General features: G+C 65.4%; 22 protein-coding genes. 11 read left to right on the top strand and 11 right to left on the bottom strand.

The genetic code is table 11. The features are described 5' to 3' along the window. Positions 1-176: 176 nt before the first annotated feature. The 8 genes from asd to LZ005_RS01330 all read right to left on the bottom strand — a co-directional run bounded on the left by asd (position 177) and on the right by LZ005_RS01330 (position 8,341). Positions 177-1,292 (bottom strand): aspartate-semialdehyde dehydrogenase, encoded by a 1,116-nt coding sequence (gene asd, locus LZ005_RS01365; protein WP_237803872.1) that lies wholly within the window; start codon positions 1,290-1,292, stop codon positions 177-179. A 19-nt stretch (positions 1,293-1,311) separates the two neighbouring features. Next, positions 1,312-2,382: a 3-isopropylmalate dehydrogenase gene (gene leuB / locus LZ005_RS01360; RefSeq protein ID WP_237803863.1), complete on the bottom strand. Its 1,071-nt coding sequence runs from the start codon at positions 2,380-2,382 to the stop codon at positions 1,312-1,314. An 11-nt stretch (positions 2,383-2,393) separates the two neighbouring features. Continuing rightward, on the bottom strand, positions 2,394-3,041 hold the full coding sequence (gene leuD, locus LZ005_RS01355) for a 3-isopropylmalate dehydratase small subunit (RefSeq protein WP_237803857.1): 648 nt from the start codon (positions 3,039-3,041) through the stop codon (positions 2,394-2,396). 4 nt (positions 3,042-3,045) lie between these two features. Then, positions 3,046-3,165, bottom strand: coding sequence for an entericidin A/B family lipoprotein (locus LZ005_RS01350; protein ID WP_237803848.1), 120 nt, complete (start codon positions 3,163-3,165; stop codon positions 3,046-3,048). Positions 3,166-3,183: 18 nt separating this feature from the next. After that, complete coding sequence (leuC, locus tag LZ005_RS01345; RefSeq protein ID WP_237803841.1) at positions 3,184-4,590, bottom strand: 3-isopropylmalate dehydratase large subunit; 1,407 nt, start codon at positions 4,588-4,590, stop codon at positions 3,184-3,186. A gap of 127 nt (positions 4,591-4,717) precedes the next feature. After that, positions 4,718-5,518 (bottom strand): DUF2189 domain-containing protein, encoded by an 801-nt coding sequence (locus LZ005_RS01340; protein ID WP_237803827.1) that lies wholly within the window; start codon positions 5,516-5,518, stop codon positions 4,718-4,720. 79 nt (positions 5,519-5,597) lie between these two features. After that, positions 5,598-7,508 carry a chemotaxis protein CheA gene (locus tag LZ005_RS01335; RefSeq protein ID WP_237803819.1) on the bottom strand — a complete coding sequence of 637 codons (1,911 nt, stop codon included), beginning with the start codon at positions 7,506-7,508 and terminating at the stop codon, positions 5,598-5,600. Beyond that, on the bottom strand, positions 7,508-8,341 hold the full coding sequence (locus LZ005_RS01330; protein ID WP_237803813.1) for a protein phosphatase CheZ: 834 nt from the start codon (positions 8,339-8,341) through the stop codon (positions 7,508-7,510). Before LZ005_RS01330 ends, LZ005_RS01335 begins: the two co-directional genes overlap by 1 nt. Before the next feature lie 377 nt (positions 8,342-8,718). Between LZ005_RS01330 and LZ005_RS01325 the strand changes: the two genes are divergently transcribed. From LZ005_RS01325 to LZ005_RS01315, 3 genes are all read left to right on the top strand, one after another. Continuing rightward, on the top strand, positions 8,719-9,183 hold the full coding sequence (locus tag LZ005_RS01325) for a universal stress protein (RefSeq protein ID WP_237803805.1): 465 nt from the start codon (positions 8,719-8,721) through the stop codon (positions 9,181-9,183). 74 nt (positions 9,184-9,257) lie between these two features. Then, complete coding sequence (locus tag LZ005_RS01320) at positions 9,258-9,902, top strand: response regulator transcription factor (RefSeq protein ID WP_237803797.1); 645 nt, start codon at positions 9,258-9,260, stop codon at positions 9,900-9,902. 333 nt (positions 9,903-10,235) lie between these two features. Further along, positions 10,236-11,042, top strand: coding sequence for a Crp/Fnr family transcriptional regulator (locus tag LZ005_RS01315; RefSeq protein ID WP_237804702.1), 807 nt, complete (start codon positions 10,236-10,238; stop codon positions 11,040-11,042). A gap of 9 nt (positions 11,043-11,051) precedes the next feature. Here the strand turns inward: LZ005_RS01315 and LZ005_RS01310 are convergent, their stop codons facing one another. Continuing rightward, positions 11,052-11,456 (bottom strand): dihydroneopterin aldolase, encoded by a 405-nt coding sequence (locus tag LZ005_RS01310; protein ID WP_237803787.1) that lies wholly within the window; start codon positions 11,454-11,456, stop codon positions 11,052-11,054. A gap of 113 nt (positions 11,457-11,569) precedes the next feature. On the opposite strand from LZ005_RS01310, the gene LZ005_RS01305 reads away from it, so the two are divergent. Both LZ005_RS01305 and LZ005_RS01300 read left to right on the top strand, forming a co-directional pair. Next, the gene (locus LZ005_RS01305) at positions 11,570-11,959 is read left to right on the top strand and encodes a dihydroneopterin aldolase (protein ID WP_237803775.1); all 390 of its coding nucleotides are present in this window, start codon (positions 11,570-11,572) and stop codon (positions 11,957-11,959) included. 13 nt (positions 11,960-11,972) lie between these two features. Next, positions 11,973-12,755, top strand: coding sequence for an SDR family oxidoreductase (locus tag LZ005_RS01300; RefSeq protein ID WP_237803767.1), 783 nt, complete (start codon positions 11,973-11,975; stop codon positions 12,753-12,755). Here the strand turns inward: LZ005_RS01300 and LZ005_RS01295 are convergent. Next, positions 12,752-16,249: an indolepyruvate ferredoxin oxidoreductase family protein gene (locus LZ005_RS01295; RefSeq protein ID WP_237803754.1), complete on the bottom strand. Its 3,498-nt coding sequence runs from the start codon at positions 16,247-16,249 to the stop codon at positions 12,752-12,754. The genes LZ005_RS01300 and LZ005_RS01295 overlap by 4 nt on opposite strands. 116 nt (positions 16,250-16,365) lie before the next feature. On the opposite strand from LZ005_RS01295, the gene LZ005_RS01290 reads away from it, so the two are divergent. Next, positions 16,366-16,833, top strand: a complete 468-nt coding sequence (locus tag LZ005_RS01290; protein ID WP_237803746.1) for an Lrp/AsnC family transcriptional regulator — start codon at positions 16,366-16,368, stop codon at positions 16,831-16,833. On the opposite strand, the gene LZ005_RS01285 is transcribed toward LZ005_RS01290, so the two are convergent. Further along, positions 16,830-17,471, bottom strand: a complete 642-nt coding sequence (locus tag LZ005_RS01285; protein ID WP_237803732.1) for a response regulator transcription factor — start codon at positions 17,469-17,471, stop codon at positions 16,830-16,832. The two genes, LZ005_RS01290 and LZ005_RS01285, sit on opposite strands and share 4 nt — an antisense overlap. A 101-nt stretch (positions 17,472-17,572) precedes the next feature. On the opposite strand from LZ005_RS01285, the gene LZ005_RS01280 reads away from it, so the two are divergent. The 5 genes from LZ005_RS01280 to LZ005_RS21570 all read left to right on the top strand — a co-directional run bounded on the left by LZ005_RS01280 (position 17,573) and on the right by LZ005_RS21570 (position 22,466). Next, positions 17,573-17,944 carry an Hpt domain-containing protein gene (locus tag LZ005_RS01280; protein WP_237803725.1) on the top strand — a complete coding sequence of 124 codons (372 nt, stop codon included), beginning with the start codon at positions 17,573-17,575 and terminating at the stop codon, positions 17,942-17,944. A gap of 144 nt (positions 17,945-18,088) precedes the next feature. Then, the gene (locus LZ005_RS01275; RefSeq protein ID WP_237803723.1) at positions 18,089-18,877 is read left to right on the top strand and encodes an alpha/beta fold hydrolase; all 789 of its coding nucleotides are present in this window, start codon (positions 18,089-18,091) and stop codon (positions 18,875-18,877) included. A gap of 12 nt (positions 18,878-18,889) precedes the next feature. Beyond that, positions 18,890-20,932, top strand: coding sequence for a PAS domain-containing hybrid sensor histidine kinase/response regulator (locus LZ005_RS01270; RefSeq protein ID WP_237803715.1), 2,043 nt, complete (start codon positions 18,890-18,892; stop codon positions 20,930-20,932). Continuing rightward, positions 20,929-21,357, top strand: a complete 429-nt coding sequence (locus tag LZ005_RS01265) for a response regulator (protein ID WP_237803707.1) — start codon at positions 20,929-20,931, stop codon at positions 21,355-21,357. The genes LZ005_RS01270 and LZ005_RS01265 overlap by 4 nt, the downstream gene beginning before the upstream one ends. Continuing rightward, positions 21,354-22,466, top strand: a complete 1,113-nt coding sequence (locus LZ005_RS21570; RefSeq protein ID WP_237803699.1) for a methyl-accepting chemotaxis protein — start codon at positions 21,354-21,356, stop codon at positions 22,464-22,466. The genes LZ005_RS01265 and LZ005_RS21570 overlap by 4 nt, the downstream gene beginning before the upstream one ends. Positions 22,467-22,470: the final 4 nt, after the last annotated feature.

Below are 22,470 nucleotides of genomic sequence, written 5' to 3'. Positions count from 1 at the left end.
CTGTTGCAACGCGGGCTTTTACTGATTTACGCAGAAAACGCGAGCAACTTTAACAACAGGACAAATCGGGGTCAGACCCCATTTATCTCAAAAGAAAAATGGGGTCTGACCCCGATTTGTTTTAAAAGCAACAAAGCCCGCGGGCGCGGGCTTTGGCGGGATGGCTGCGGCGTGGGTCAGGCGTCGAGCAGGATGCGCAGCATGCGGCGCAGCGGCTCGGCCGCGCCCCACAGCAGCTGGTCGCCGACCGTGAAGGCCGAGATGTACTCGGGACCCATCGACAGCTTGCGCACACGGCCGACCGGGATCGTCAGGCTGCCGGTGACGGCGGCCGGGGTCAGCTCATGCATCGAGGCTTCGCGCGTGTTCGGCACGAATTTCACCCACTGGTTGTCCTCGGCGATCATGGCATTGATCTCGTCCAGCGGCACGTCCCGCTTGAGCTTGATGGTCAGGGCCTGCGAGTGGCAGCGCATGGCGCCGATGCGCACGCACAGACCGTCGACCGGGGTCGGGTTGGCGCTGCGGCCGAGAATCTTGTTGGTCTCGGCGCCGCCCTTCCACTCTTCGCGCGACTGGCCATTGCCCAGGTCCTTGTCGATCCAGGGAATCAGATTGCCGGCCAGGGGCACGCCGAACTGCTTGGTTTCTTCGGCGCTCAGGCCGTGCTGGGTGGCCAGCACGCCCTTGTCGATCGCCAGAATGGCCGAGGCGGGATCGTCGAGCAGGGGCTTGACCGCCGCATTGATCGTGCCGAACTGGGTCAGCAGCTCGCGCATGTGCTGGGCGCCGCCGCCCGAGGCCGCCTGGTAGGTCATCGAGGTCATCCACTCGACCAGATCGGCCTTGAACAGGCCGCCCAGACCCATCAGCATGCACGAGACCGTGCAATTGCCGCCGACGTAGTTCTTGACGCCGCGCGCCAGACCATCCTGGATCACGTTCAGATTGACCGGATCGAGGATGATGATGGCGTCGTCCTGCATGCGCAGGGTCGAGGCGGCGTCGATCCAGTAGCCGTTCCAGCCGGCCGCGCGCAGCTTGGGGAACACCTCGGTCGTGTAGTCACCGCCCTGGCAGGAAATAATGATCTCGCATTTCGACAGCTCTGTAATGTCGGTGGCCGATTTCAGCGTCGTTTCGTTTTTGGCCATGGCCGGGGCTTTGCCGCCCGGATTCGACGTGGTGAAAAACACCGGTTCAATATGCGCGAAGTCGCCTTCGTCCTGCATGCGCTGCATGAGGACCGAACCGACCATACCGCGCCAACCTACCAAGCCTACGAGTTTCATTCTCTTTCCTTTGCTGTATTTAACGGAGGGCCTGGACCACGGCCGCGCCCATCTCTGCGGTGCCGACCTTGGTCATGCCTTCTTCATAGATATCGGCCGTGCGCAGGCCCTGGGCCAGAACGGCTTTCACGGCGTTCTCGACGCGGTCAGCCTGTTCTGCCTGGCCGAGCGAGTAACGGAGCATCATCGCCGCCGACAGGATCGTGGCCAGCGGATTGGCGATGCCTTTGCCCGCGATATCGGGCGCGGAGCCGTGCGAGGGTTCGTACAGGCCCTTGTTATTGGCGTCGAGCGAGGCCGACGGCAGCATGCCGATCGAGCCGGTCAGCATGGCGGCCGCATCGGACAGGATGTCGCCGAACATATTGCCGGTCACGACCACGTCGAATTTCTTGGGCGCGCGCACCAGCTGCATGGCGGCGTTGTCGACATACATGTGGTCGAGCGCGACGTCCGGATAATCCTTGGCCACTTCGCTGACGATGTCCTTCCAGAACTGGAAGGTTTCGAGCACGTTCGCCTTGTCCACACTGGTCAGGCGCTTGCTGCGCTTTTGCGCGGCCTGGAAGGCGACATGGGCGATGCGCCGGATTTCGCTTTCGGCATAGCGCATGGTGTCGAAGCCTTCGCGCTCGCCGGCGAAGGGGCCGTCCGGGCAGACGCGCACGCCGCGCGGCTTGCCGAAATAGATGTCGCCGGTCAGTTCGCGCACGATCAGAATGTCGAGGCCGGACACGACTTCGGGCTTCAGGGTCGAGGCGCCCGCCAGTTCCGGATACAGGATGGCCGGACGCAGATTGGCGAACAGGCCGAGCTCCTTGCGCAGGCCGAGAATCGCCTGCTCGGGGCGCAGCGCGCGCTCGAGCGTGTCGTACTTCCAGTCGCCGACCGCGCCGAACAGCACGGCATCGGCTTCCTTGGCCAGCTTGAGCGTGGCTTCGGGCAGCGGGTGGCCATGGGCTTCGTAACCGGCGCCGCCGACGGCGGCCGTTTCCATTTCAAATTTCAGGTCAAGGGCGTTGAGCACCTTGACGGCCTGGGCGACGATCTCGGGACCGATACCGTCGCCGGGCAGGATGGCAATCTTCATAGGGACCTGGCTCAGATGACATTGGCCAGCCAGGGCTGGCTGGCAAGGTGGCGTTCTTCAAAGGCGCGGATCTCGTCGGCATGGCGCAGGGTCAGGCCAATGTCGTCCAGCCCGTTCAGCAGGCAGTACTTGCGGAACGCGTCGATCTCGAAGCCGTAGGCCACGCTGCCGTTGGCGGTCGCCACGGTCTGCGCTTCCAGGTCCACCACCAGCTTGTAGCCGGGGAAGGCCTTCACTTCGTTGAACAGATGGTCGACCTGCTGTTCGCTCAGCACGATGGGCAGCAGGCCGTTCTTGTAGCAGTTATTGAAAAAGATGTCGGCGAAGCTGGGCGCGATGATGGCGCGAAAGCCATACTGCTCGAGCGCCCAGGGCGCGTGCTCGCGCGAGGAGCCGCAGCCGAAGTTCTTGCGCGTCAGCAGAATCTGGGCGCCCTGGTAGCGCGGCTGGTTGAGCACGAAGTCCGGGTTCAGCGGCCGCCGGCTGTTGTCCATGCCGGGCTCGCCGTGGTCGAGGTAGCGCCACTCGTCGAACAGATTGGGGCCGAAGCCGGTCCGGTGGATCGACTTCAGGAACTGCTTGGGGATGATGGCGTCGGTGTCGACGTTCGGACGGTCGAGCGGTGCGACGAGGCCTTCAAGACGGGTAAATTTTTCCATTCGCTCACTTCGCGGCTTTTTCGACCGCCTCCCCTGCTTTCTTCACATCTTTGCCGATGCCTTGCACCGTATTGCAGCCAGCCAGGACGAACAGGGCAATCAGGATCGCGGTGATTTTCTTCATGGTCTTGTCTCCTTGGGTTCAGCCGCGCAGGGCGCGGACATCGACGAAATGGCCGGCGATACCGGCCGCCGCGGCCATGGCCGGCGACACCAGATGGGTGCGCCCGCCCTGGCCCTGCCGGCCTTCGAAGTTGCGGTTGGAGGTCGAGGCGCAGCGCTCGCCCGGCTCGAGCCGGTCGGCGTTCATGGCCAGGCACATCGAGCAGCCCGGCTCGCGCCATTCGAAACCGGCCTCCTTGAAGATACGGTCCAGACCTTCGCGCTCGGCCTGCTCCTTGACCAGGCCCGACCCGGGCACGACCATGGCCAGCTTGACGTTCGAGGCGCGCTGCTTGCCGCGCACCACGGCGGCGGCCGCGCGCAGATCCTCGATGCGCGAATTGGTGCAGGAGCCGATGAAGACCTTGTCGATGCGGATGTCGGCGATCGCCATATTCGGCTTCAGGCCCATGTAGACCAGGGCCTTTTCCATCGCGTCGCGCCGCACCGGGTCGCGTTCCTGATCGGGATCGGGCACGCGCGCGTCGACCGCCACCACCATCTCGGGCGAGGTGCCCCAGGTGACTTGCGGTTTGATCTCGGCCGCGTTCAGGCTGACCACGAGGTCGAACTGGGCGCCCGCATCGGAATGCAGGGTGCGCCAGTAGTCGACCGCGCGCTCCCAGTGCGGACCGACGGGCGCGAACGGGCGGCCCTTGACGTAGTTGATGGTGGTGTCGTCGACGGCCACCATGCCGGCGCGCGCACCGGCTTCGATCGCCATATTGCAGATGGTCATGCGGCCTTCCATCGACAGGGCGCGGATGGTCGAGCCAGCGAATTCGATCGCGTAGCCGGTGCCGCCGGCGGTGCCGATGCGGCCGATCACGGCCAGCACGATGTCCTTGGCGGTGACGCCGGCCGGCAATTCGCCGTCGACCTGCACCAGCATGGCCTTGGATTTCTTGGCCACCAGGGTCTGGGTCGCCAGCACGTGCTCGACTTCCGAGGTGCCGATGCCATGCGCCAGGCAGCCAAACGCGCCATGGGTCGAGGTGTGCGAGTCGCCGCAGACGACGGTCATGCCGGGCAGCGTGGCGCCCTGCTCCGGCCCGATCACATGGACGATGCCTTGGCGCTTGTCGTTCATGTTGAAATAGGTCAGGCCATACTGGCGCGCATTCTTGTCCAGGGTTTCGACCTGCAGGCGCGAGACCGGGTCGGCAATGCCTTCGGCGCGGCTGGTGGTCGGCACATTGTGGTCGGCCACGGCCAGGTTGGCCGACAGGCGCCAGGGCTGGCGCCCGGCCGTGCGCAGGCCGTCGAAAGCCTGCGGGCTGGTCACTTCGTGGACGAGATGGCGGTCGATGTAGAGGATCGTGGTGCCATCCGCTTCGGTGCGGACGACGTGCGAATCCCACAGTTTGTCATAGAGCGTTTTGATCATTTTGAGTTCGAGCACGGCAGGTCGTCATCGATTATGCCATGGATTGTGCACTGCGGCAGTGCAGTGCAGGATACGAGTCAAAATGAGATTCTGATACGTTATTTTTGTTATATGTATATGCGCTGTATCATGCTTCGCCGACCACGTCGCGGTAGGCATGCCAGGTGCCATGGCCGATCACCGGAATGAACAGCAGATGGGCGATATTGTAGGTGTAGAAGCCGATCACGGTCAGGGCGACGATGGCGATCGCCCACAGCAGGGCCGGCCGGAAATTCTTGAACAAGGACACCACGCTGATGATCACGGCCGAGATGGCGTCGGTGTCGCGGTCCAGCATCAGGGGGATCGACACCCAGCTGATGGCGAACACCAGGCTGGCGAACAGAAAGCCGACGAAGCTGTAGATGATCAGGAATTCGAGGTTGTCGAGCGAGGCGGCGGTGGCCAGAAAACTGGTCGGCATGCCCTGGGTGAAGGAGATCGCAATCACCACCAGCGAGGCGCGCGCCCACAGCAGCATGATGACGCCGAGCACCAGCGCCAGCACGCCGACATTGCTCCAGCGCCCGCGGATCGCGAACACCGTGTCGCGCAGATCGCGCTCGCCGCGCTCGAGGCGGCGGCTGATGTCGTACAGGCCCAGGCAGAGCAAGGGGCCGAGCAGCAGAAAGCCGCAGGTCAGCACCGACAGGAACTGGGGCGCGTCCTTGAGGGCCAGGCGCAACAGCCAGCCCATGCCGGCAAAGCTCAGGCCATAGAACAGGCTGGCGCGCGGCGCGGCGCGGAAATCGAGCCAGCCGCGCAGCCACCACTGCATCGGCTGCAACAGCGGGACGCGCCGGATCGGCGGAAATGGCTGTCCTTCATCGACCACCGATGCAATGCGCGCCGGTGGGGTCTCGGTCGGTTGCTGCTGTTCACTCATGCGTTGTCTCCGTCGTTTTATTTTTGGAATCGCACGAAATAAAAAAGCGGGCCGCGGCCCGCTTTCTCGTTTGGCCTGATCAGGCCGCCATCTTGACCACGCTGCGGCAGCCCTCCATCAGGAAGGACAGGCCGACCACCAGCACCAGGTCGCCTTCGGCCGAGCGCGCCGTGCCGGTGATGCCGTCCACGGTCAGGGCCGTCATCGGCTTGATCACCAGGTCGGCGGTGCCGTCCACGCTGTCGACCGACAGGATGTACGGGTGCGGGGCATTGATGACGATGCCGACGCGCTGCTCGCGCTCCTCGTAGCCGAGGGCGGCGGCGAGCGAACGCACGGGCAGCGGGCGGCCCTGGTCGCGCAGCACCGGCGCGCCACCGACGCGCTCGTATTCGGCCGGCAGTTCGACCACGCGCTGCACCACCGCCATCGGCAGGGCCAGCAGGGCCTTGGAGGTCGTCACCAGCATGGTCGGCACGATCGACAGTTCGATCGGCAGACGGATCGCGAACTTGGTGCCGGAGCCGAGCTTGGACTCGATGTGGATCGCGCCGCGGTTCTTTTCCACGGCCGTCTTGACCACGTCCATGCCGACCCCGCGGCCGGACACGCTCGAGGCCACTTCCTTGGTCGAGAAGCCGGGCAGGAACACCAGCTGATAGGCCTCGTCGTCGGACAGGGTGTTGTTCTCGGGGATCAGGCCCTTTTCGATCGCCTTCTTCTTCAGGCGCACCGGGTCCATGCCCTTGCCATCGTCCTGCAGCACGATCATCACGCTATTGGCTTCCTGCCAGGCTTTCAGGCCGATATAGGCCTTGGCCGGCTTGCCGATGGCGACCCGGTCTTCGGGCGACTCGACCCCGTGGTCGAGCGCATTGCGCAGCATGTGCACGAGCGGATCGTAGAGGCTGTCGACGACCACGCGGTCGACTTCGGTCTCGGCGCCTTCGATCGTCAGTTCGACGTCCTTGCCGAGGTCGCGCGCCAGTTCACGCACGAGGCGCGGGAATTTCTGGAACAGACGGCCGACCGGCTGCATGCGGGTGGCCAGGGTGGCGCGCTGCAGTTCGGCCGAGTAGCGCGAGGCGCGCTCCAGGGTTTCGGTCAGGGTGGCCATCAGGGTGGCGGCCGCGCCTTCGAACTTGAACTGCTGCAGACGCTCGAGCAGCACGGCGGCCTGGTTGGCGGCCTGCACCGACTCGCCCGCCACTTCGAGCAGGGCGTCGAGCTTGACGGCGTCGATACGGATCGAGTCTTCCTTGGCCGGGGCCTGGGACTTGATTTCGGCCACGCGCAGTTCTTCGCGCTTGTGTACCTCTTCCGGGTTCTGCGGCTTGGCAGCGGGCGCAGCAGCGGGCGCCGGTGCCTGCGCAGCGGCGGGCGCTGCTGCGGCTGCGGGTGCCGCGGCCGCGGCGGCAGCCGCCGGGGCCGGCGTGTAGGTCCCTTCCGGCACCACGGCCAGGTACATCGATTCCCAGTCGAGGTTGTTGTTCACCATCGTGGCGGCATTCGCGGCCGGTGCAGCGGCGGCCGGGGCCGGCGCGGGCGCGGCGGCGGCCGGGGCAGGCGCCGGGGCCGGTGCGGCGGCCACCGGGGCGCGGCCGCTCTTGCCGTCGATGGCGTCGCGCAGCATCTGCTCGAGCGAGGCCGGCAGCGGCGACAGCTGATCGGGCTCGACGCCGTTGTTCAGCGCCGTCAATTGGTCGGCCACGAAACCCGAGGCCTGCAGCGCCGCCTCGATCGAGTCGGGCGTCACCGGCGCCGCGCCATTGCGCAGCGCGTCGAACAGGTTTTCGGTCAGGTGGCAGGCGCCCACCAGGGCCGTCAGATTCATGAAGCCCGCCCCACCCTTGATCGTGTGGAAGGAGCGGAAGATGGCGTTCAGCGTTTCCTTGTTTTCAGGATCGCGTTCGAGGCGGAGCAGGTGTTCTTCAACATTGACTGCCAGATCCATCGCCTCGACGACGAAATCCTTGAGCATATCGTCCATTAGAACCCCAGGTCGGCCAGAAGTGCGTCAACGTTGTCTTGATCGAGGGCCACCGAGGGTACGGACGGGCCCTGCATCAGCGGCGGGGCCGGCTTGGCGGCCAGCTTGTCTTTCACATTCTGCGGGGCGTTGTCACGCAGCAACTGCGCCAGTTCGTTCTCGACGGTCTTGGTGATGACGACCACCTTTTTGATCAGCTGGCCGGTGATGTCCTGGAAGTCCTGGGCCATCATGATTTCGAGCAGGCGCGCCTTTTCGGCTTCGGTGGCTTCGGCCACGGCGTGGGCGAACTGCTTGGAGTCGCCGGCCAGGGTTTTGAATTCTTCGATCGACAGCTTGCCGGCGAACAGGGCCTCCCAGCGCGCGTCCATTTCCTTGGCCTTTTTCGACAGCAGGTCCTGGGCCGGCATGCCGTCGTCCAGGGTGTTGAGCACCTTGTTGGCGGCCTGTTCGGTCAGGGTGGCCACGTATTCGAGGCGGTCCTGGGCGTCGACGATCGAGGCCGAGGCTTCCTGCAGGGCCTTGTCGAAGCCGAGCTCGCGCAGCGAGTCGTGCAGCAGGCGCACGATGCCGCCCAGGCGTTCAAACATGGTGCGGTCTTCCTCGCCCTCACCGGCCGGGGCGCCCTCTTCCGCGCTGGCGGCGGCGACCGCGGCCGGGGCCGGCGCAGCAGCCGCGGCCGCCGCGGCGGCGGTCTGCTCGAACAGGGCCTCCATATCATCCTCGGCGGCGGGGGCCGGCGCGGGGGCCGGAGCAGGAGCTGCTACCGTGGCTGCGCGCTGCGCAGACACCTCTTCGAATAATGCATCGAAATCATCAGCGGCGTCGGTCATAATTCCTGCTTCTCCATAGATTGTGAAATTTCGCCATGCCGCGGCACACACCGGGCCAGCCTTCATGGCGAAGCATGATGTTTGGCATCAACACCGATGCGTTTACCTGAGTGTAGCAGCGCGTGCGGGGCTAGGACAATACTAGACGGCTTTCAAAGGCTGACGGCCTTCTACTGTTGTATTTTGTAATCTTACCACCGCACATTCCATTCAGACATCTTTATTGGCACATAGATACACTTTCACGGTCCCTGATTGTGAATCGCTCAGATTGATTCATGTTGCGCGCATGTTTGAGCCAGATCAAACCTTGTGTCTAAGACGGGCGCTATGCAAAGGGCTACAATAGGCGCATCCGAGGCGGCAAGGAGTCGACCATGTATCGTAAGATTCTGATTACCACGGATGGTTCTGCCGTATCCTGCAATACCGCGCGGGCCGGCGTCCATTTTGCCCAGCAGATGGGGGCCGAGGCGGTGCTGCTGTTCGTCGCGCCGGACTATCAATACCCGGTCTACGTCGAAATCGTCCCGCCGGCCTACCCGTCCGAGGATGAATACCGCAGCGCCATGGCGCGCACCGGCGCCGGCCATCTGCAGCCGGTGCTCGAGGAAGCCGCGCGCTGCGCGGTGGCGGCGCAGCCCCTGGTCGCCTTTGCCGACAGCGCGGCCCTGAAGATCGTCGAGGTGGCCGAAAGCGAACACTGCGACCTGATTTTCATGGGCTCGCATGGACGCAGCGGCTGGGGCCAGCTGATACTCGGCAGCGTCACCAACAAGGTGCTGTCGCATACCAGCAAACCGGTGCTCGTGCACCGCCTGATCAAAGATCCCGCCGTCTGAGGCGCAGGCGCGGGACAACAGCTTTGGTGCGCCTGAAGTTTTAATGTTTTATTAACATTGTCTGATTGGGAATTATGATTCGCATAGTCATTGCTGACGACCACACCATCATGCGCGAAGGGCTCAAGCGGATTCTCGACGGCGCCCTCGACATTGCCATTGCCGGTGAGGCCACCAATGGCTTCGAAGTGCTGGCCCAGGTGCGCCAGGGCGGTTTCGATCTGCTGCTGCTCGATCTGTCGATGCCGGGCCGCAGCGGGGTCGACCTGATCCGCCAGATCCGCGCCGAGGCCCCCAAGCTGGCCATCCTGATCCTCACGATGCACGAGGAAGAACAGTATGCGGTGCGCGCCATCCGCGCCGGCGCCCAGGGCTATCTGACCAAGGAGAGTGCCGGCACCCAGCTGGTCGGGGCGATCCGCAAGGTGGCCTCGGGGCGGCCGTATATCAGCACCGAGGTGGCCGAACAGCTGGCCCTGAACATCATGACGCCGAGCGAGCAATTGCTGCACAAGCAGTTGTCCGACCGCGAATTCGAAGTCTTTAGCATGCTTGTCGGTGGCAAGTCCATCACCGAGATTGCCAACAGCCTGCATTTGTCGGTAAAAACCGTCAGCACACATAAAACCCGCATCATGCAGAAGATGGGAATGAATTCCCTGTCTGAAATGGTGCAATATGCGGTGGCGCATCGCATGCTCTCGCCTTTCAAGACCTGAGGGCGCTTAGACAGCCGCTGTCGCAAAAGGTGCAGCCCCCCTTTGCGACAGCTCAAATTACGCCCCCGCACCACTTCCCGCTCTGCGTTTTCTCTCCCTCGGCTAGCTGATTTCGCGTTAGGAAAATTCCTACACGCCTTCTCAAATTCCGACATACACATTCAGGGTTCGCTGATATTAAAGGCAAGCTCGGGTTGGCATACTGAATTCAGCGTCATGCATTGCCGCGGCTCACTTCCTCCCCTCGCCGCCGGCCATAACCTGGAGATGACCATGCTAACAACGCAAAGCCTCGAGCCACGCCAGACGACTTCGTCGGGCATCCACACCACGATGGAAGCCGGCCGCCAGCGTCAGGGCCGCCTGTGGTCCAATCTGAAAGAAGTGTGCGACCTGCTGCATATTCCGGCCGCCGTGTCGGTGCTGTCGGAAGACCTGCTGTTCCAGCATGTGCAGTTCAAAACCGGTCAACGCGTGCACACCATCGGCCAGGTCTTCGACACCCTGTACATCGTCAACTCGGGCTTCCTGAAAACCGTGCTGATCGACGAATTCGGCAACGAGCAGGTGCTGAGCTTCCCGATGAAGGGCGACATGCTCGGCGTCGATGGCATCCACACGCGCCACTACGCGTCCGAGGCCGTGGCCCTGTCCGACTGCGACCTGATCCTGCTGCCCTTCAAAAAGCTGGCCCAGCTCGGCCGCACCCATGCGGAACTGGAAAACATGCTGTACGGCGTGATGAGCCGCGAGCTCGTGCGTGAGCAAGCGATGATCGGCATGCTCGGCGCCCTGTCGGCCGAGGCGCGCGTGGCCCGCTTCCTGGTCAATCTGGCCGAGCGTTTCGGCGCGATGGGCTATTCGAGCAAGCTGTTCAATCTGCGCATGACGCGCCATGAAATCGGCAGCTACCTGGGCCTGACGCTGGAAACGGTCAGCCGCACCTTGTCGGCCTTCAATGAAATCGGCCTGATCACGGTCGACCAGCGCACGATCGGCATCAAGGACCCGGACGCGCTCAAGTCGCTGCGCCGCCTGCCGCCCTCGCGCAACCGCGTCAAGCAGAACGCCCGCAAGGCCGAGGCCGAAGCGGCCGCCGCCAATGCCGTCCCGCCCGCTCCCGCCCTGGCTCCGGCCTGAGGCGCGTCCTCAGTCGGCCACGCGCGCCACGCGCACGCTGGTCGCTTCCACATCGCCCCAGCAGCGGCTTTTGCTGACCTTCACCGAACAGGTCAGCGCGCCGCGCAGGGTGAACACCGTGTCGCAAATGCGGTTGGCCAGGGTCTCGAGCAGATAAGTGCGCACCTTGGCGGCCTCGTGCACGATGCTGTGCACCCGCGAATAATCAAAACCCTGCTGCAGGCCCTCGCGCGAATCGGGGATGCGCGTCAGCGCGTCATCGAAGCCGATTTCCACGTCGACCATCAGACGCTGGATGCGCCCATGCTCTTGCGGCAACACGCCGATCTCCATGTCGACCGACATGCCCTCGAGCGCCACAAAGGCCAGGGGAATCGGCGCGCCGCCCGTTTTGGGCTGATAAAAATGGACCATGTGTTGACTCCAAGCAGCCCAGCACGGGCGAACAGAAACCCGCTATTGTAGCGCGGCGCAAAGCGGCCAAGCCTGCTATCCTTCGGCTGTCCTTCGATTTATTGAGATAGCGCATGCTTTCCGATCACTACAAAATTTTGCTCAAGAATGTTGCGGTCAACACCGGCATCGGCATCCACGACCACGAACGCCAGGGCCCGCAGAAGCTGCTCGCCACGGTCGAGCTGACGGTGCCGCTCGAGACCATCGGGCGCGCCCGCTCGATCCACGACACCGTCGATTACGATCCGATCCGCGCCCACATCGTCAACTGGGCCAGCCAGCCGCATGCGGAGCTGCTCGAAGATCTGCTGTGGGAGCTGGTCGGCGTCTGCTTCGCCGATCCGAAGGTCGAGCATGTGAGCGCCTCGGTGCGCAAGCCCGATATCTTCCCCGAAACCGAAGAAGCCGGAGTGGTCATGAACGTGCGCCGCGCCACCTGGCAGAAGATGAACGCCAGCTGAAGAAAGTTTCCCCATGCGCGCACACCCCGCTGCCAATACCGTTCTGATCACGGGCGCCGGCAAACGCCTCGGCGCCGCCATCGCCGCCCACCTCGCGCGCGAGGGCTGGAACCTGCTGCTGCACTACAAGCATTCACGCGACGAGGCCGAGGCCCTGGCCGACGAACTGGCCACGGCGCATGGCATCCAGGCCGGCACCATCCAGGCCGACCTCGGCAATGCAGCCGATGTCGACGGCCTGATCGGGCGCTGTGTGCAGCAACTGGGGGCCGCGCCTTTCGGCCTGATCAACAATGCCTCGGTCTTCGATTACGACACCATCGACACGCTCGACAGCGCGACCTGGCATGCGGCGATGGACATCAATGCGTTTGCGCCGGTGCTGCTGGCGCGCCGCCTGAGCGAAGCCCTCGACGGCCGTCCCGGCTGTGTGTTGAACATCCTCGACCAGAAGCTGTCGAACCTGAACCCCGATTATTTTTCCTACACGGTCAGCAAGATGGCGCTCGAAGGCGCCACCCGCCTGCTGGCGCGCGCGCTGGCGCCCAAGGGCGTGCGCGTGTGCGGGGTCGCGCCCGGCATTTCCCTGCCCAGCGGCGACCAGACCCAGGAAGAATTCGAACAGGCGCACAAGATCACGCCGCTCGGCCGCAGCAGCACGCCGGGCGACATCGCGGCCGCCCTCGCCTATCTGCTCAAGGCCGAGGCCGTCACGGGCCAGATCCTGACCGTCGACGGCGGCCAGCACATGCAGCCGGCCCAGCGCGACGTGATGTTCCTCGTGCGCGGCGCTTAAACGGCCTGGCGCTGCTGGCTGGCGGCCTCGGCCGCAGCCTGCAGCGCGGCACGCAGACGCGCACGCTCGGCCACCGCTTTGTCCAGGCTGGCCAGCTTCACGTGGCCATAGCCGCGCACCTGTTCCGGCAGATTCGCCAGCTTCAGCCAGTGCGGCTTGCTGGCGGCGTCGAGGCTGGCCGTCATCTCATCGAGCAGCGCCAGATACTCGTCGCGCCAGGCGCGCTCGCGGCGCCGCTCGGCCGTGTAGCCGAACACATCGAGGGCCGTGCCGCGCAGGACCTTGGCCTTGGCGAGCAGACGGAACAGCGGCAGCACCCAGGCCCCGAACTGCATCTTGGCCGGCACCGCACTGCCCGGCTTCTTGCGCGCCAGCAGCGGCGGCGCCAGATGGAAGGCCAGCTTCAGCTCGCCTTCGAACTGGCTGTCGACCAGGGCGCGCAGCGCGCCGTCGCTGTGCAGGCGCGCCACCTCGTACTCATCCTTGTAGGCCATGACCTTGTACAGCTGACGCGCCACCGCGCGCGCCAGCGCCCGCTTGGACTGCATGCCTTCGATGGCCACTTCGCGCGCTTCGACGGCGCGCACTGCCTGTTCGTAGCGGGCCGCGTAGGCCGCGTTCTGATAGGCCGTCAGGCGCGCCATGCGGTCGCGCAGCAGGTCCTCGAGCGTGGCCGGCGGCGTGAACTGGATCACATTCGCCTGGCCGCCGACCAGGCGCTCGAGTGCGCCCATATCGGCGGCGGCCAGGCGGCCCAGGGCCAGGGCCTTCTTGTTCATGTCGACCGCCACGCCATTGAGCTCGACCGCACGCAGCAGGGCCGCCAGGCTGACCGGCACCATGCCCTTCTGCCAGGCGACGCCGAGCATCAGCATGTTCGCCGTGATGGTGTCGCCGAGCAGGCGCTGCGCCAGGTTCTGCGCGTGCAGACTGCTCAGCTGCTCCTTGCCGACCAGCGCACGCAGGCGCTCGAACAGGCGCGGCATCTGGTTGCTGGCGTCGGCATTGCGCGTGAACTGGCCGGTCGGAATCTCGTGTTCATTGGCCAGCACGCGCGTATGCCCGGCGCGCATCACGCCCAGGGCTTCGGGCATCGTGGCCACCACCATGTCGCAGGCCAGCACCGCATCGGCCTGCTGCAAGTCGATGCGCACCTGGTTCAGCTGGGCCGGCGAGGCGGCCAGGCGCACGTGCGACATCACCGCCCCACCCTTCTGGGCAAAACCCATGAAGTCGAGCGTGGACGCGCCCTTGCCTTCCAGGTGGGCGGCCATGCTGATCAGCGCGCCGATGGTCACCACGCCGGTACCGCCGACGCCGGCCACCAGCATTTCAAACGGTTTGTCGTAAGCGTAGGGCGCGGGTTCGCCGTGCGCGGCCAGCGCGCGTTCCAGATCGTCCATGCTGAAGCTGGCGCCCGGCGCCTTGCGCAGACGGCCACCGAGCACCGAGACAAAGCTCGGGCAGAAGCCCTCGGCACACGCATAATCCTTGTTACACGATGCCTGTTCGATCTGGCGTTTGCGCCCGAGTTCCGTCTCGAGCGGCAGAATCGACAGGCAGTTCGACTGCACGCCGCAATCGCCGCAGCCTTCGCAGACCTCGGGATTGATCAGCATGCGGCGGGCCGGGTCGGGGAAAGTCTTCTGCTTGCGGCGCCGGCGCTTCTCGGCCGCACAGGTCTGGTCGTACACGAGCACGCTCACGCCGGCCGTGTCGCGCAGCGCGCGCTGCACCACGTCGAGCTCGCTGCGATGGTGGACGCGCACGCCCGGCGGCAGGGACACGCCCTGGTAGTTCTCGGGCTGATCGGTGACCACCACGGCCTTGACCACGCCCTCGGACAGGACCTGGGCCAGAATCTGCGGCACCGACAGCTTGCCGTCGACTGGCTGGCCGCCCGTCATGGCGACCGCGTCGTTGTACAGAATTTTGTAGGTGATATTCGCGCGCGCGGCCACGGCCTGGCGCAGGGCCAGCAGACCCGAGTGGTAATAGGTGCCGTCGCCCAGATTCTGGAACACGTGCTTCTTGTTCAGAAAGCGCGAGGCCGCCACCCAGGTCACGCCCTCGCCGCCCATCTGGGTCAGCTGCACGGTGCCGCGGTCCATCCAGGTGGCCATGAAGTGGCAGCCGATGCCGGCAATTGCCGTGCTGCCTTCGGGCACGCGGGTCGAAGTATTGTGCGGGCAGCCCGAGCAGAAATACGGCGTGCGCACGGCCCCATCCGGATCGCGCGTGACATCCGGCGCGCAAAAGCCCGGCAGGGCCGCGCTCAGATCGCGCTGCGGCAGATGCGGCCCCAGCCAGCGCACCAGGGCCGGCGCAATGCGCGAGGGCCGCAGTTCGCCGATGGCCGCCAGCAGCGGCGCGCCAGCCGCATCCTGCTTGCCCAGCACGCGCGGGCGGCGTTCGGCCGGCAAGTTGTAGAACAGCGACTTGATCTGCTGCTCGATGACGGCGTCCTTTTCCTCCACCACCAGAATCTCGTCGAGGCCGGCGGCGAAATCGTGCAGGCGCGTCGCTTCGAGCGGGAAAGTCAGGCCCGGCTTGTACAGGCGGATGCCGAGCGCGCCCAGCTCGCTCAGCGGCAGGCCGAGGCGCTGCAGGGCTTCAACCAGATCGAGGTAGGCCTTGCCGGCCGCCACAATGCCAAGGCGCGCGCCGGGCGCCGGCACCAGCAGTTTGTCGATCGAATTCACGCGCGCGAAGGCATGCACGGCGCGCAGTTTTTCGGCCACGCGTTCTTCGATCTTCAGGCTCGGGAAGTCGGGCCAGCGGTAGTGCAGACCCTCGGGCGGCGGCGCGTAGTCGCTCGGCACATGGAACTGCGGCAGCGGTGGCAGCTCGACCACGGCGCCGCCTTCGACCGTTTCGGAAATGGCCTTGAAGCCGACCCAGGCGCCCGAGAAGCGCGACAGCGCCCAGCCGTACAGGCCGAACTCCAGGTATTCCTGAATATTGGCGGGATTCAGCACCGGCATGCTCCAGGCCATCAGCGCCTGTTCGCTCTGGTGCGGCATCGAGGACGACACGCAGCCATGGTCATCGCCGACCACCACCAGCACGCCGCCATGGGGCGAGGAGCCGTAGGCATTGCCGTGCTTGAGCGCATCGCCGGAGCGGTCCACGCCCGGCCCTTTGCCGTACCACATCGAGAACACGCCATCGACCTTGCGGCTCGGATCGCTTTCGACCTGCTGCGTGCCGAGCACGGCGGTAGCGCCCAGGTCCTCGTTAATGGCGGGCAGGAATTCGACATCATGTTCCTGCAGCAGCTCCTTGGCACGCCACATTTCCTGGTCAACGGCGCCCAGCGGCGAGCCGCGGTAACCGGACACGAAACCGGCCGTATTGATGCCCTGGGCCAGGTCGGCCCGCTTTTGCATGAGCATCAGGCGCACCAGGGCCTGGGTGCCGGTGAGGAAAACACGGCCACTCTGGCGTTCCAGATTGTCCTGCAGGCGGTAGTGGGGATCGACGAGGGCGTTCATGGCACATTCCCGAGTAAACAGTGCAGGAATGATAATTGCGACGCGGCGAAAAATTTTCCTTATCTTCCTCACGTTTTGCTAGGATTGAGTCAATTTCACTCATTCATAGGCATTTTATGGAAGATTTTTCCTTCGACGCCGCCTCCCGGAAAATCCTTGCCGAACTCCAGCAAAACTGCCGCCTGTCGAATGCGGAACTGGCCGAGAAGGTCGGCCTATCGGCCACGCCCTGCTGGCGCCGCCAAAAGGAACTTGAGGACAGCGGGGTGATCCAACGTTATGCGGCCATCGTCAACCGGCGCAAGCTGGGGCTCATGGTGTGTTGCCTGGCGCACGTCACGCTCAACCGCCATGCGGCCGGCGTGGTCGAGAGTTTTGAAAACGCCATGCTCGTGCGGCCCGAGGTCGTCGAATGCTACGAAACCACCGGCAATTCGGACTACACGATCAAGGTCATCGTGCCCGACATGGAGGCCTACCAGGCCTTCATGCACAATGTGCTGTTCAAGCTGCAGGGCGTGGCGCAGGTCAACACCAGCGTGGCCCTGCGCGAAGTGAAATACCAGACCGCCCTGCCCGTTTAATTCAGCAGGTCGTGGTCGACCGCATAGCGCGTCAGGTCGGCATTGCCCTTGAGGCCCATTTTTTCCAGGATGCGCGCGCGGTAGGTGGTGATGGTGCTCGGCGACAGGTGCAGGGTGGCGGCGATGTCCACCAGGCTCAGGCCGCTGGCAATCAGTTTGAAGACCTCGAACTCGCGGTCGGTCAGGCGTTCGTGGGCGGCATTGGCCTGGTCGCCGCCGAGCATGTCGGCCAGCTTTTGCAGCAGGCTCGGCGTCACGTACTTACCGCCACTGGCGGCCTTGCGCACGGCCGCCTGCAGCACGTCGGGCGTCGCGTCCTTGGTCAGAAAGCCGGCGGCGCCGCTGCGCAGCGCGCGCACGGCATACGAATCCTCGGGCTGGGCGCTGACGATCAGGGTCGCCACGCCCGGGTGGCGCTCGCGGATCAGGCGCAGCACATCGAGGCCATTGCGGTCCGGCAGGCCGAGGTCGAGCAGCACCACGTCGTAGCGCTCGGTGTCGAGCATGTGCAGGCCGCGCGCGGCATTCGGCGCTTCGGCGATGACTTCAAGGTCGGGCGCAGCGGAGAGCATCAGACGCAGCCCGTAGCGGGCCACCTGGTGATCATCGATGAGCAGAATGCGGATCGGCTTGGACATTCGATAAGAGCTTGCAGTATTCTGGGCAGGCACTCGCATCCTAAGCGATTTCCCCATGTTTTTGCAGTGTGAAAAATCACTATAACCGATAGTCACAAAGCATGCCGCACACCGACCTGCCGCTGTTCGCCATCAGCAAACTCGAAGCCTTCTGCGGCCAGCATCCCGAGCAACGCCGCATGCTCGATGAACTCGTCGCGCGCATGATCGCGCAACTGCCGCTGGACGTCGCCGCGGCCGAACAAGCCTGGCAAACGGGCAGTCTGGCCGAGGCCGCAGGCCTGCTGCACGGCGCGCGCGGCGCCGTGGCCGCCATCGGCGCTCAGCGTTTCGCGGCCGTGGCGCATGCGCTGCAAATTCTGCTGAGCACACCGGACAGCGCGCCCGCCGCGCTTGCTGCCGGCTTCGCCGATCTGCGCGCCGTGCTCGCCGACACCCTGGCCGCCGCCCAGGCTTGGCGGGCACGCACCTAGTCCTTTGTGACTAGGGGGTCGTTGATTCCACTACAGACCGACCAGAAAACCCTCCGACAGAATTTAGGCGCTCGCAACGATCCCCAGAAAGATTCCCGACTGCAATACTGATCTCATCCGATCAGACAGCAGAAGGAATCAATCATGGGAGCCATCTTCCGCAACAATGTGCAGAGCCTGGGCCAGGGCACGCAGCCGATCATGTTCGCCCACGGCCTCGGCTGTGACCAGCACATGTGGCGCCTGGTGACGCCGGCCTTCGAAGACGATCACCGCATCGTGCTGTTCGACCATGTCGGCGCCGGCGCCTCCGACACCGATGCCTACGACGCGGCCCAATACGCCACGCTCGAGCGCTATGCCGAGGACGTGCTCGAGATCATCGACGCGATGGGCCTGCAGCAGACGGTGTTTGTCGGGCATTCGGTGTCGGCCATGATCGGCATCCTCGCCGCGATCAAACGCCCCGCGGCTTTCAGCAAACTGATCCTGGTCGGCCCCTCGCCCTGCTACATCAACGACGGCGACTACTTCGGCGGCTTCAACCGCAGCGACATCGACGCCCTGCTCGACTTCATGGACGAAAACTATGTGGCCTGGTCGCGCGCGATGGCGCCGACCATCATGGGCAATGGCGACCGTCCGGACCTGGCCGAGGAACTGGCCGACAGCTTCTGCCGCACCGATCCGACCATCGCCAAACAGTTCGCGCGCCTGACGTTCATGTCGGACAACCGCGCCGATCTGGGCAAGCTGCAGGTGCCGGCCCTGATCCTGCAATGCTCGCAGGACCCAATCGCCCCGGTCGCCGTCGGCCGCTACATGCACAGCCAACTGGCCGGCAGCAGCTTCGTGCAACTGCGCGCGGCCGGCCACTGCCCGCACGTCAGCGCGCCCGACGAAACCGCTGCCGCCATCCGCGCCTTCCTCTAAGCCGAGGCCATCATGTTCGAAGAAACCGCCGAAGAATTGTTCGATGGCGCGCCCTGTGGCTACCTGAGCCTGGCGCGCGACGGGCGGATCGTGCGCATCAATCTGACCCTGCTGAACTGGCTGGGCTTCACGCGTGAGGCCCTGCTTGGAAAAGTGTATTTTCAGGATCTGGTCGGCCAGGGCGCGCGCATCTTCTACGACACCCATTTTGCGCCCCAGCTGATGCTGCTGGGCCGGCTCGGCGAATTCGCCTTCGACCTGCGTTGCGCCGACGGGCGCAGCCTGCCCGTGCTGGTCAATGCCGTGCGCAAAGCGGCCAGCGGCAGCACGCCCGATGTGTTCCGCCTGTCCGTGTTCAATGCAAGCGAGCGCCGCCGCTACGAGCGCGAACTGCTGCAGGCCAAGCGCCAGGCCGAGCGTCTGACCGCCACGCTCGAGCAGCGCGTGCAGGAGCGCACCGCCGACCTGGCCGATGCGCTCGACCGCGCCCAGGCCGCCGCGCGCAGCAAGAGCGAATTCCTGGCCAATATGAGCCACGAGATCCGCACGCCGCTCAACTGCATCCTCGGCATGGCCCATCTGACCCTCGATGGCGCCCTCGACGGCGAACAACGCCGCTCGCTCGAAGCGATCGAACAGGCCGGCCGGCAGATGCTGGCCATGCTGAACGACGTGCTCGACTTTTCGAAAATGGAAGCAGGCAAGCTCCAGCTCGAGGCCCTGCCGCTCGACCTGGTCGGCCTGCTCCACTCGCAGGGCGCCAATTTCGCCCCGCTGGCGGCGGAGAAAGGCCTGCGCCTGCACATCGATTGCGACCCCAGCCTGCGCGCCAATGTGCAGGGCGATGCGCTGCGCATCGGCCAGATCATTTCGAATTTTCTGTCCAACGCCGTCAAGTTCACCGCGGCCGGCAGCATCAGTCTGCGCGCCAGCCTGAGCGACACGCCGAGCGAGTGCGCGCGTCTGCGGGTCGAAGTGCAGGACACCGGCATCGGCATGCACGCGGATGAACAGGCCAAGCTGTTCCACGCCTTCCACCAGGTCGATGCGTCGACCACGCGCCGCTACGGCGGCACCGGCCTGGGCCTGGCGATTTCGCGCCAGCTGGCCGACATGATGAGTGGCAGCGTCGGCGTCGAATCGGCGCCGGGCGTCGGCTCCACCTTCTGGCTGGAGCTGCCGCTGCTGCGCATCCGCGACACGCGCAACGAAGCGCCGGCCGCCGGCAGCATCGACAAGCTGATCGACAATGCCCACCAGCGCCTGCGCGGCGCCCATGTGCTGCTGGCCGAGGACAACCCGCTCAACCAGGAGCTGGCGCGCCAGTTCCTCGAACGGGCCGGCATGCAGGTCAGCATCGTGGCCGACGGCCAGGCCGCCCTCGACGCCTGCGCCCGGCAGGACTTCGCCTGCGTGCTGATGGACGTGCACATGCCGCGCATGGACGGGCTGGACGCCACGCGCCACCTGCGTAGCCGTCCGCGCACCGCCCAGCTGCCGGTGATCGCGATGACGGCCAATGCCTTCCAGAGCGACCGCGAACGCTGCACCGAGGCCGGCATGAACGACTTTCTGGCCAAGCCGATCGAGCCGGCGCGCTTCTATCAAACCCTGGCGCGCTGGATCGATCCCGATGGCGAGGACGCGGCCGTGGCCCTGCCCGCGACCGAACATGACTGCGCCGACCAGACGCCTGAGCTGATCAGCCTGGCCCTGCTGGCCCAGTTGGTCGACAACGACGAGGAGACCATGCACCGCCTGCTCGCCATCTTCCTCGACAACGCCGCCGTGACCATCACGGCCATGCAGGAAGCCGCCGCCCAGAACGACCACGCCAGCATCCGCGCCCTCGGCCACCGCCTGAAGTCCTCGGCGCGCGCCGTCGGCGCCATGCGCCTGGCCGGCCTGTGCGCGCGCCTGGAACTAGGCGCCGACTCGCTGGCCGAGGCGCGCACCCTGATCGACGACCTGGGCCCGCTGCTGCAGCTGATGCAGACCCAGGTCGCCAGCCACCATCGCCTTACCGACGCCGTCAACGCAGGAGAAACCGCATGAGCAGCATTCACATTCCGCCCACCATCTCCGCCCTGCGCGTGCTGGTCGTGGACGACGACGTCTTCATGACCGAACTGATCGAAACCATGCTGCGCAAACTCGGCATCAGCCACGTGCGCGTGGCCGGCGATGGCCTGGCTGCGCTGACCGAGTTCGATCCCGGCCTCACCCACCCGGACGTGGTCGTGTGCGACCTATCGATGCCGGAGAAGGACGGCTTTGAAGTGATGGAGGAGATCAGCGCACGCGGCTACCGCGGCGGGCTGATTCTGATGTCGGGCCAGTCCAGCCGGGTGCTCAATTCGGCCGCGCTGATGGGCCGCTTCCACCACCTGAACCTGATCGGCGTGCTGCAAAAGCCGGTCCAGCGCGTGGCCCTGGGCGCAGCCCTGGCCCAGGCCATCGAAATCAAGGTCGCATCGTGATCAGCGCGCGCCCCTTCCCCCTGCGCGTGGCCGCTGCCGCCGGCGTGCTGCTGTGCGCGGCGCTGCCGATGCTGGCGGCGCCCGGCTGGCTCAGCGTGCTCGCCCTGGTGGGCGTGGGCGCCTGCCTGGCCGTGCTGCTCGCCAGCGCGAACACCAGGCCCGCCAGCGCAGCGGTCGTGACCCCGCTGACCACCGCGCAGGCGCCGCGCGGCGCCGCCGTGCGACCGCTGCTGGCCGAAGTGCTGCCGGTCTGGCTGCGCCACCTGCTGACCGTGCGCGGCCAGTCGGAGGACGCCGTCAACGCGCTGATTGGCAGCTTCTCCACCCTGCTCCAGCAGTTCGACGCGGCCGGTTTCGACACCGTCAGCCACGCGCCCGACAACAAGCAGCAGACCACCATGAGCCTGCTCACCCTGTGTCAGCGCGAACTGGGCCCGGTGATCCACTGCCTGGAAGGCGTGGTCGATTCCAAGGCCGGCCTGCTCGGGCATATCCGCAGCCTGTCGGGCGACGTGACCGAGCTGCGCGAGCTGGCGGCGGAAGTGAGCCTGATCGCGGCGCAGACCAACATCCTGGCCATCAATGCCTCGATCGAGGCGGCCCGCGCCGGCGATGCCGGGCGTGGCTTCGCCGTCATCGCGAATGAGGTGCGGCGCCTGTCGCAGGCCTCGAACGACATCGGCCAGCGCATCACCAGCCGCATGGCCCAGGTCTCGCAGACCATGGGCGCGACCCTGGCCGCGGCGGCCGACGCCGATGTCGCCGACCGCGAGGCCATCGGCGCCTCGCGCAGCGTGATGGAGGACGTGCTGGGCCACGTGAGCGAACTGGCCGAGCACAGCGAAGAACTGCGCGCGCGTGGCGCCGCCATCAAGGGCGAGGTCTCGAACCTGCTGGTGGCGCTGCAGTTCCAGGACCGCATCCGCCAGATTCTGGAGGTGGTCACCGGGGACATCGAACGATTGACGCAGACCCTGGAGGCGCGCACGCCGCTTCCCGATCCTGCGGACTGGCTGGCCGGACTGGCGGGCCATTACACCATGCACGAGGAGCGCGCGACCCATGAACAGGACGAGCACACCGCGGGCGAGGAACTGACTTTCTTCTGAAGGG

Origin of the sequence: Massilia sp. TS11 (assembly GCF_022012445.1) — a bacterium.
Lineage (GTDB): Bacteria > Pseudomonadota > Gammaproteobacteria > Burkholderiales > Burkholderiaceae_D > Telluria.
This window is presented reverse-complemented; position numbering and strand designations above follow the sequence as displayed.

Bases quoted from the DNA above. Each gene is read 5' to 3' on its own strand.
- asd (WP_237803872.1), bottom strand. From the start codon at position 1,292: ATGAAACTCGTAGGCTTGGTAGGTTGGCGCGGTATGGTCGGTTCGGTC.
- leuB (WP_237803863.1), bottom strand. From the start codon at position 2,382: ATGAAGATTGCCATCCTGCCCGGCGACGGTATCGGTCCCGAGATCGTC.
- leuD (WP_237803857.1), bottom strand. From the start codon at position 3,041: ATGGAAAAATTTACCCGTCTTGAAGGCCTCGTCGCACCGCTCGACCGT.
- LZ005_RS01350 (WP_237803848.1), bottom strand. From the start codon at position 3,165: ATGAAGAAAATCACCGCGATCCTGATTGCCCTGTTCGTCCTGGCTGGC.
- leuC (WP_237803841.1), bottom strand. From the start codon at position 4,590: ATGATCAAAACGCTCTATGACAAACTGTGGGATTCGCACGTCGTCCGC.
- LZ005_RS01340 (WP_237803827.1), bottom strand. From the start codon at position 5,518: ATGAGTGAACAGCAGCAACCGACCGAGACCCCACCGGCGCGCATTGCA.
- LZ005_RS01335 (WP_237803819.1), bottom strand. From the start codon at position 7,508: ATGGACGATATGCTCAAGGATTTCGTCGTCGAGGCGATGGATCTGGCA.
- LZ005_RS01330 (WP_237803813.1), bottom strand. From the start codon at position 8,341: ATGACCGACGCCGCTGATGATTTCGATGCATTATTCGAAGAGGTGTCT.
- LZ005_RS01325 (WP_237803805.1), top strand. From the start codon at position 8,719: ATGTATCGTAAGATTCTGATTACCACGGATGGTTCTGCCGTATCCTGC.
- LZ005_RS01320 (WP_237803797.1), top strand. From the start codon at position 9,258: ATGATTCGCATAGTCATTGCTGACGACCACACCATCATGCGCGAAGGG.
- LZ005_RS01315 (WP_237804702.1), top strand. From the start codon at position 10,236: ATGGAAGCCGGCCGCCAGCGTCAGGGCCGCCTGTGGTCCAATCTGAAA.
- LZ005_RS01310 (WP_237803787.1), bottom strand. From the start codon at position 11,456: ATGGTCCATTTTTATCAGCCCAAAACGGGCGGCGCGCCGATTCCCCTG.
- LZ005_RS01305 (WP_237803775.1), top strand. From the start codon at position 11,570: ATGCTTTCCGATCACTACAAAATTTTGCTCAAGAATGTTGCGGTCAAC.
- LZ005_RS01300 (WP_237803767.1), top strand. From the start codon at position 11,973: ATGCGCGCACACCCCGCTGCCAATACCGTTCTGATCACGGGCGCCGGC.
- LZ005_RS01295 (WP_237803754.1), bottom strand. From the start codon at position 16,249: ATGAACGCCCTCGTCGATCCCCACTACCGCCTGCAGGACAATCTGGAA.
- LZ005_RS01290 (WP_237803746.1), top strand. From the start codon at position 16,366: ATGGAAGATTTTTCCTTCGACGCCGCCTCCCGGAAAATCCTTGCCGAA.
- LZ005_RS01285 (WP_237803732.1), bottom strand. From the start codon at position 17,471: ATGTCCAAGCCGATCCGCATTCTGCTCATCGATGATCACCAGGTGGCC.
- LZ005_RS01280 (WP_237803725.1), top strand. From the start codon at position 17,573: ATGCCGCACACCGACCTGCCGCTGTTCGCCATCAGCAAACTCGAAGCC.
- LZ005_RS01275 (WP_237803723.1), top strand. From the start codon at position 18,089: ATGGGAGCCATCTTCCGCAACAATGTGCAGAGCCTGGGCCAGGGCACG.
- LZ005_RS01270 (WP_237803715.1), top strand. From the start codon at position 18,890: ATGTTCGAAGAAACCGCCGAAGAATTGTTCGATGGCGCGCCCTGTGGC.
- LZ005_RS01265 (WP_237803707.1), top strand. From the start codon at position 20,929: ATGAGCAGCATTCACATTCCGCCCACCATCTCCGCCCTGCGCGTGCTG.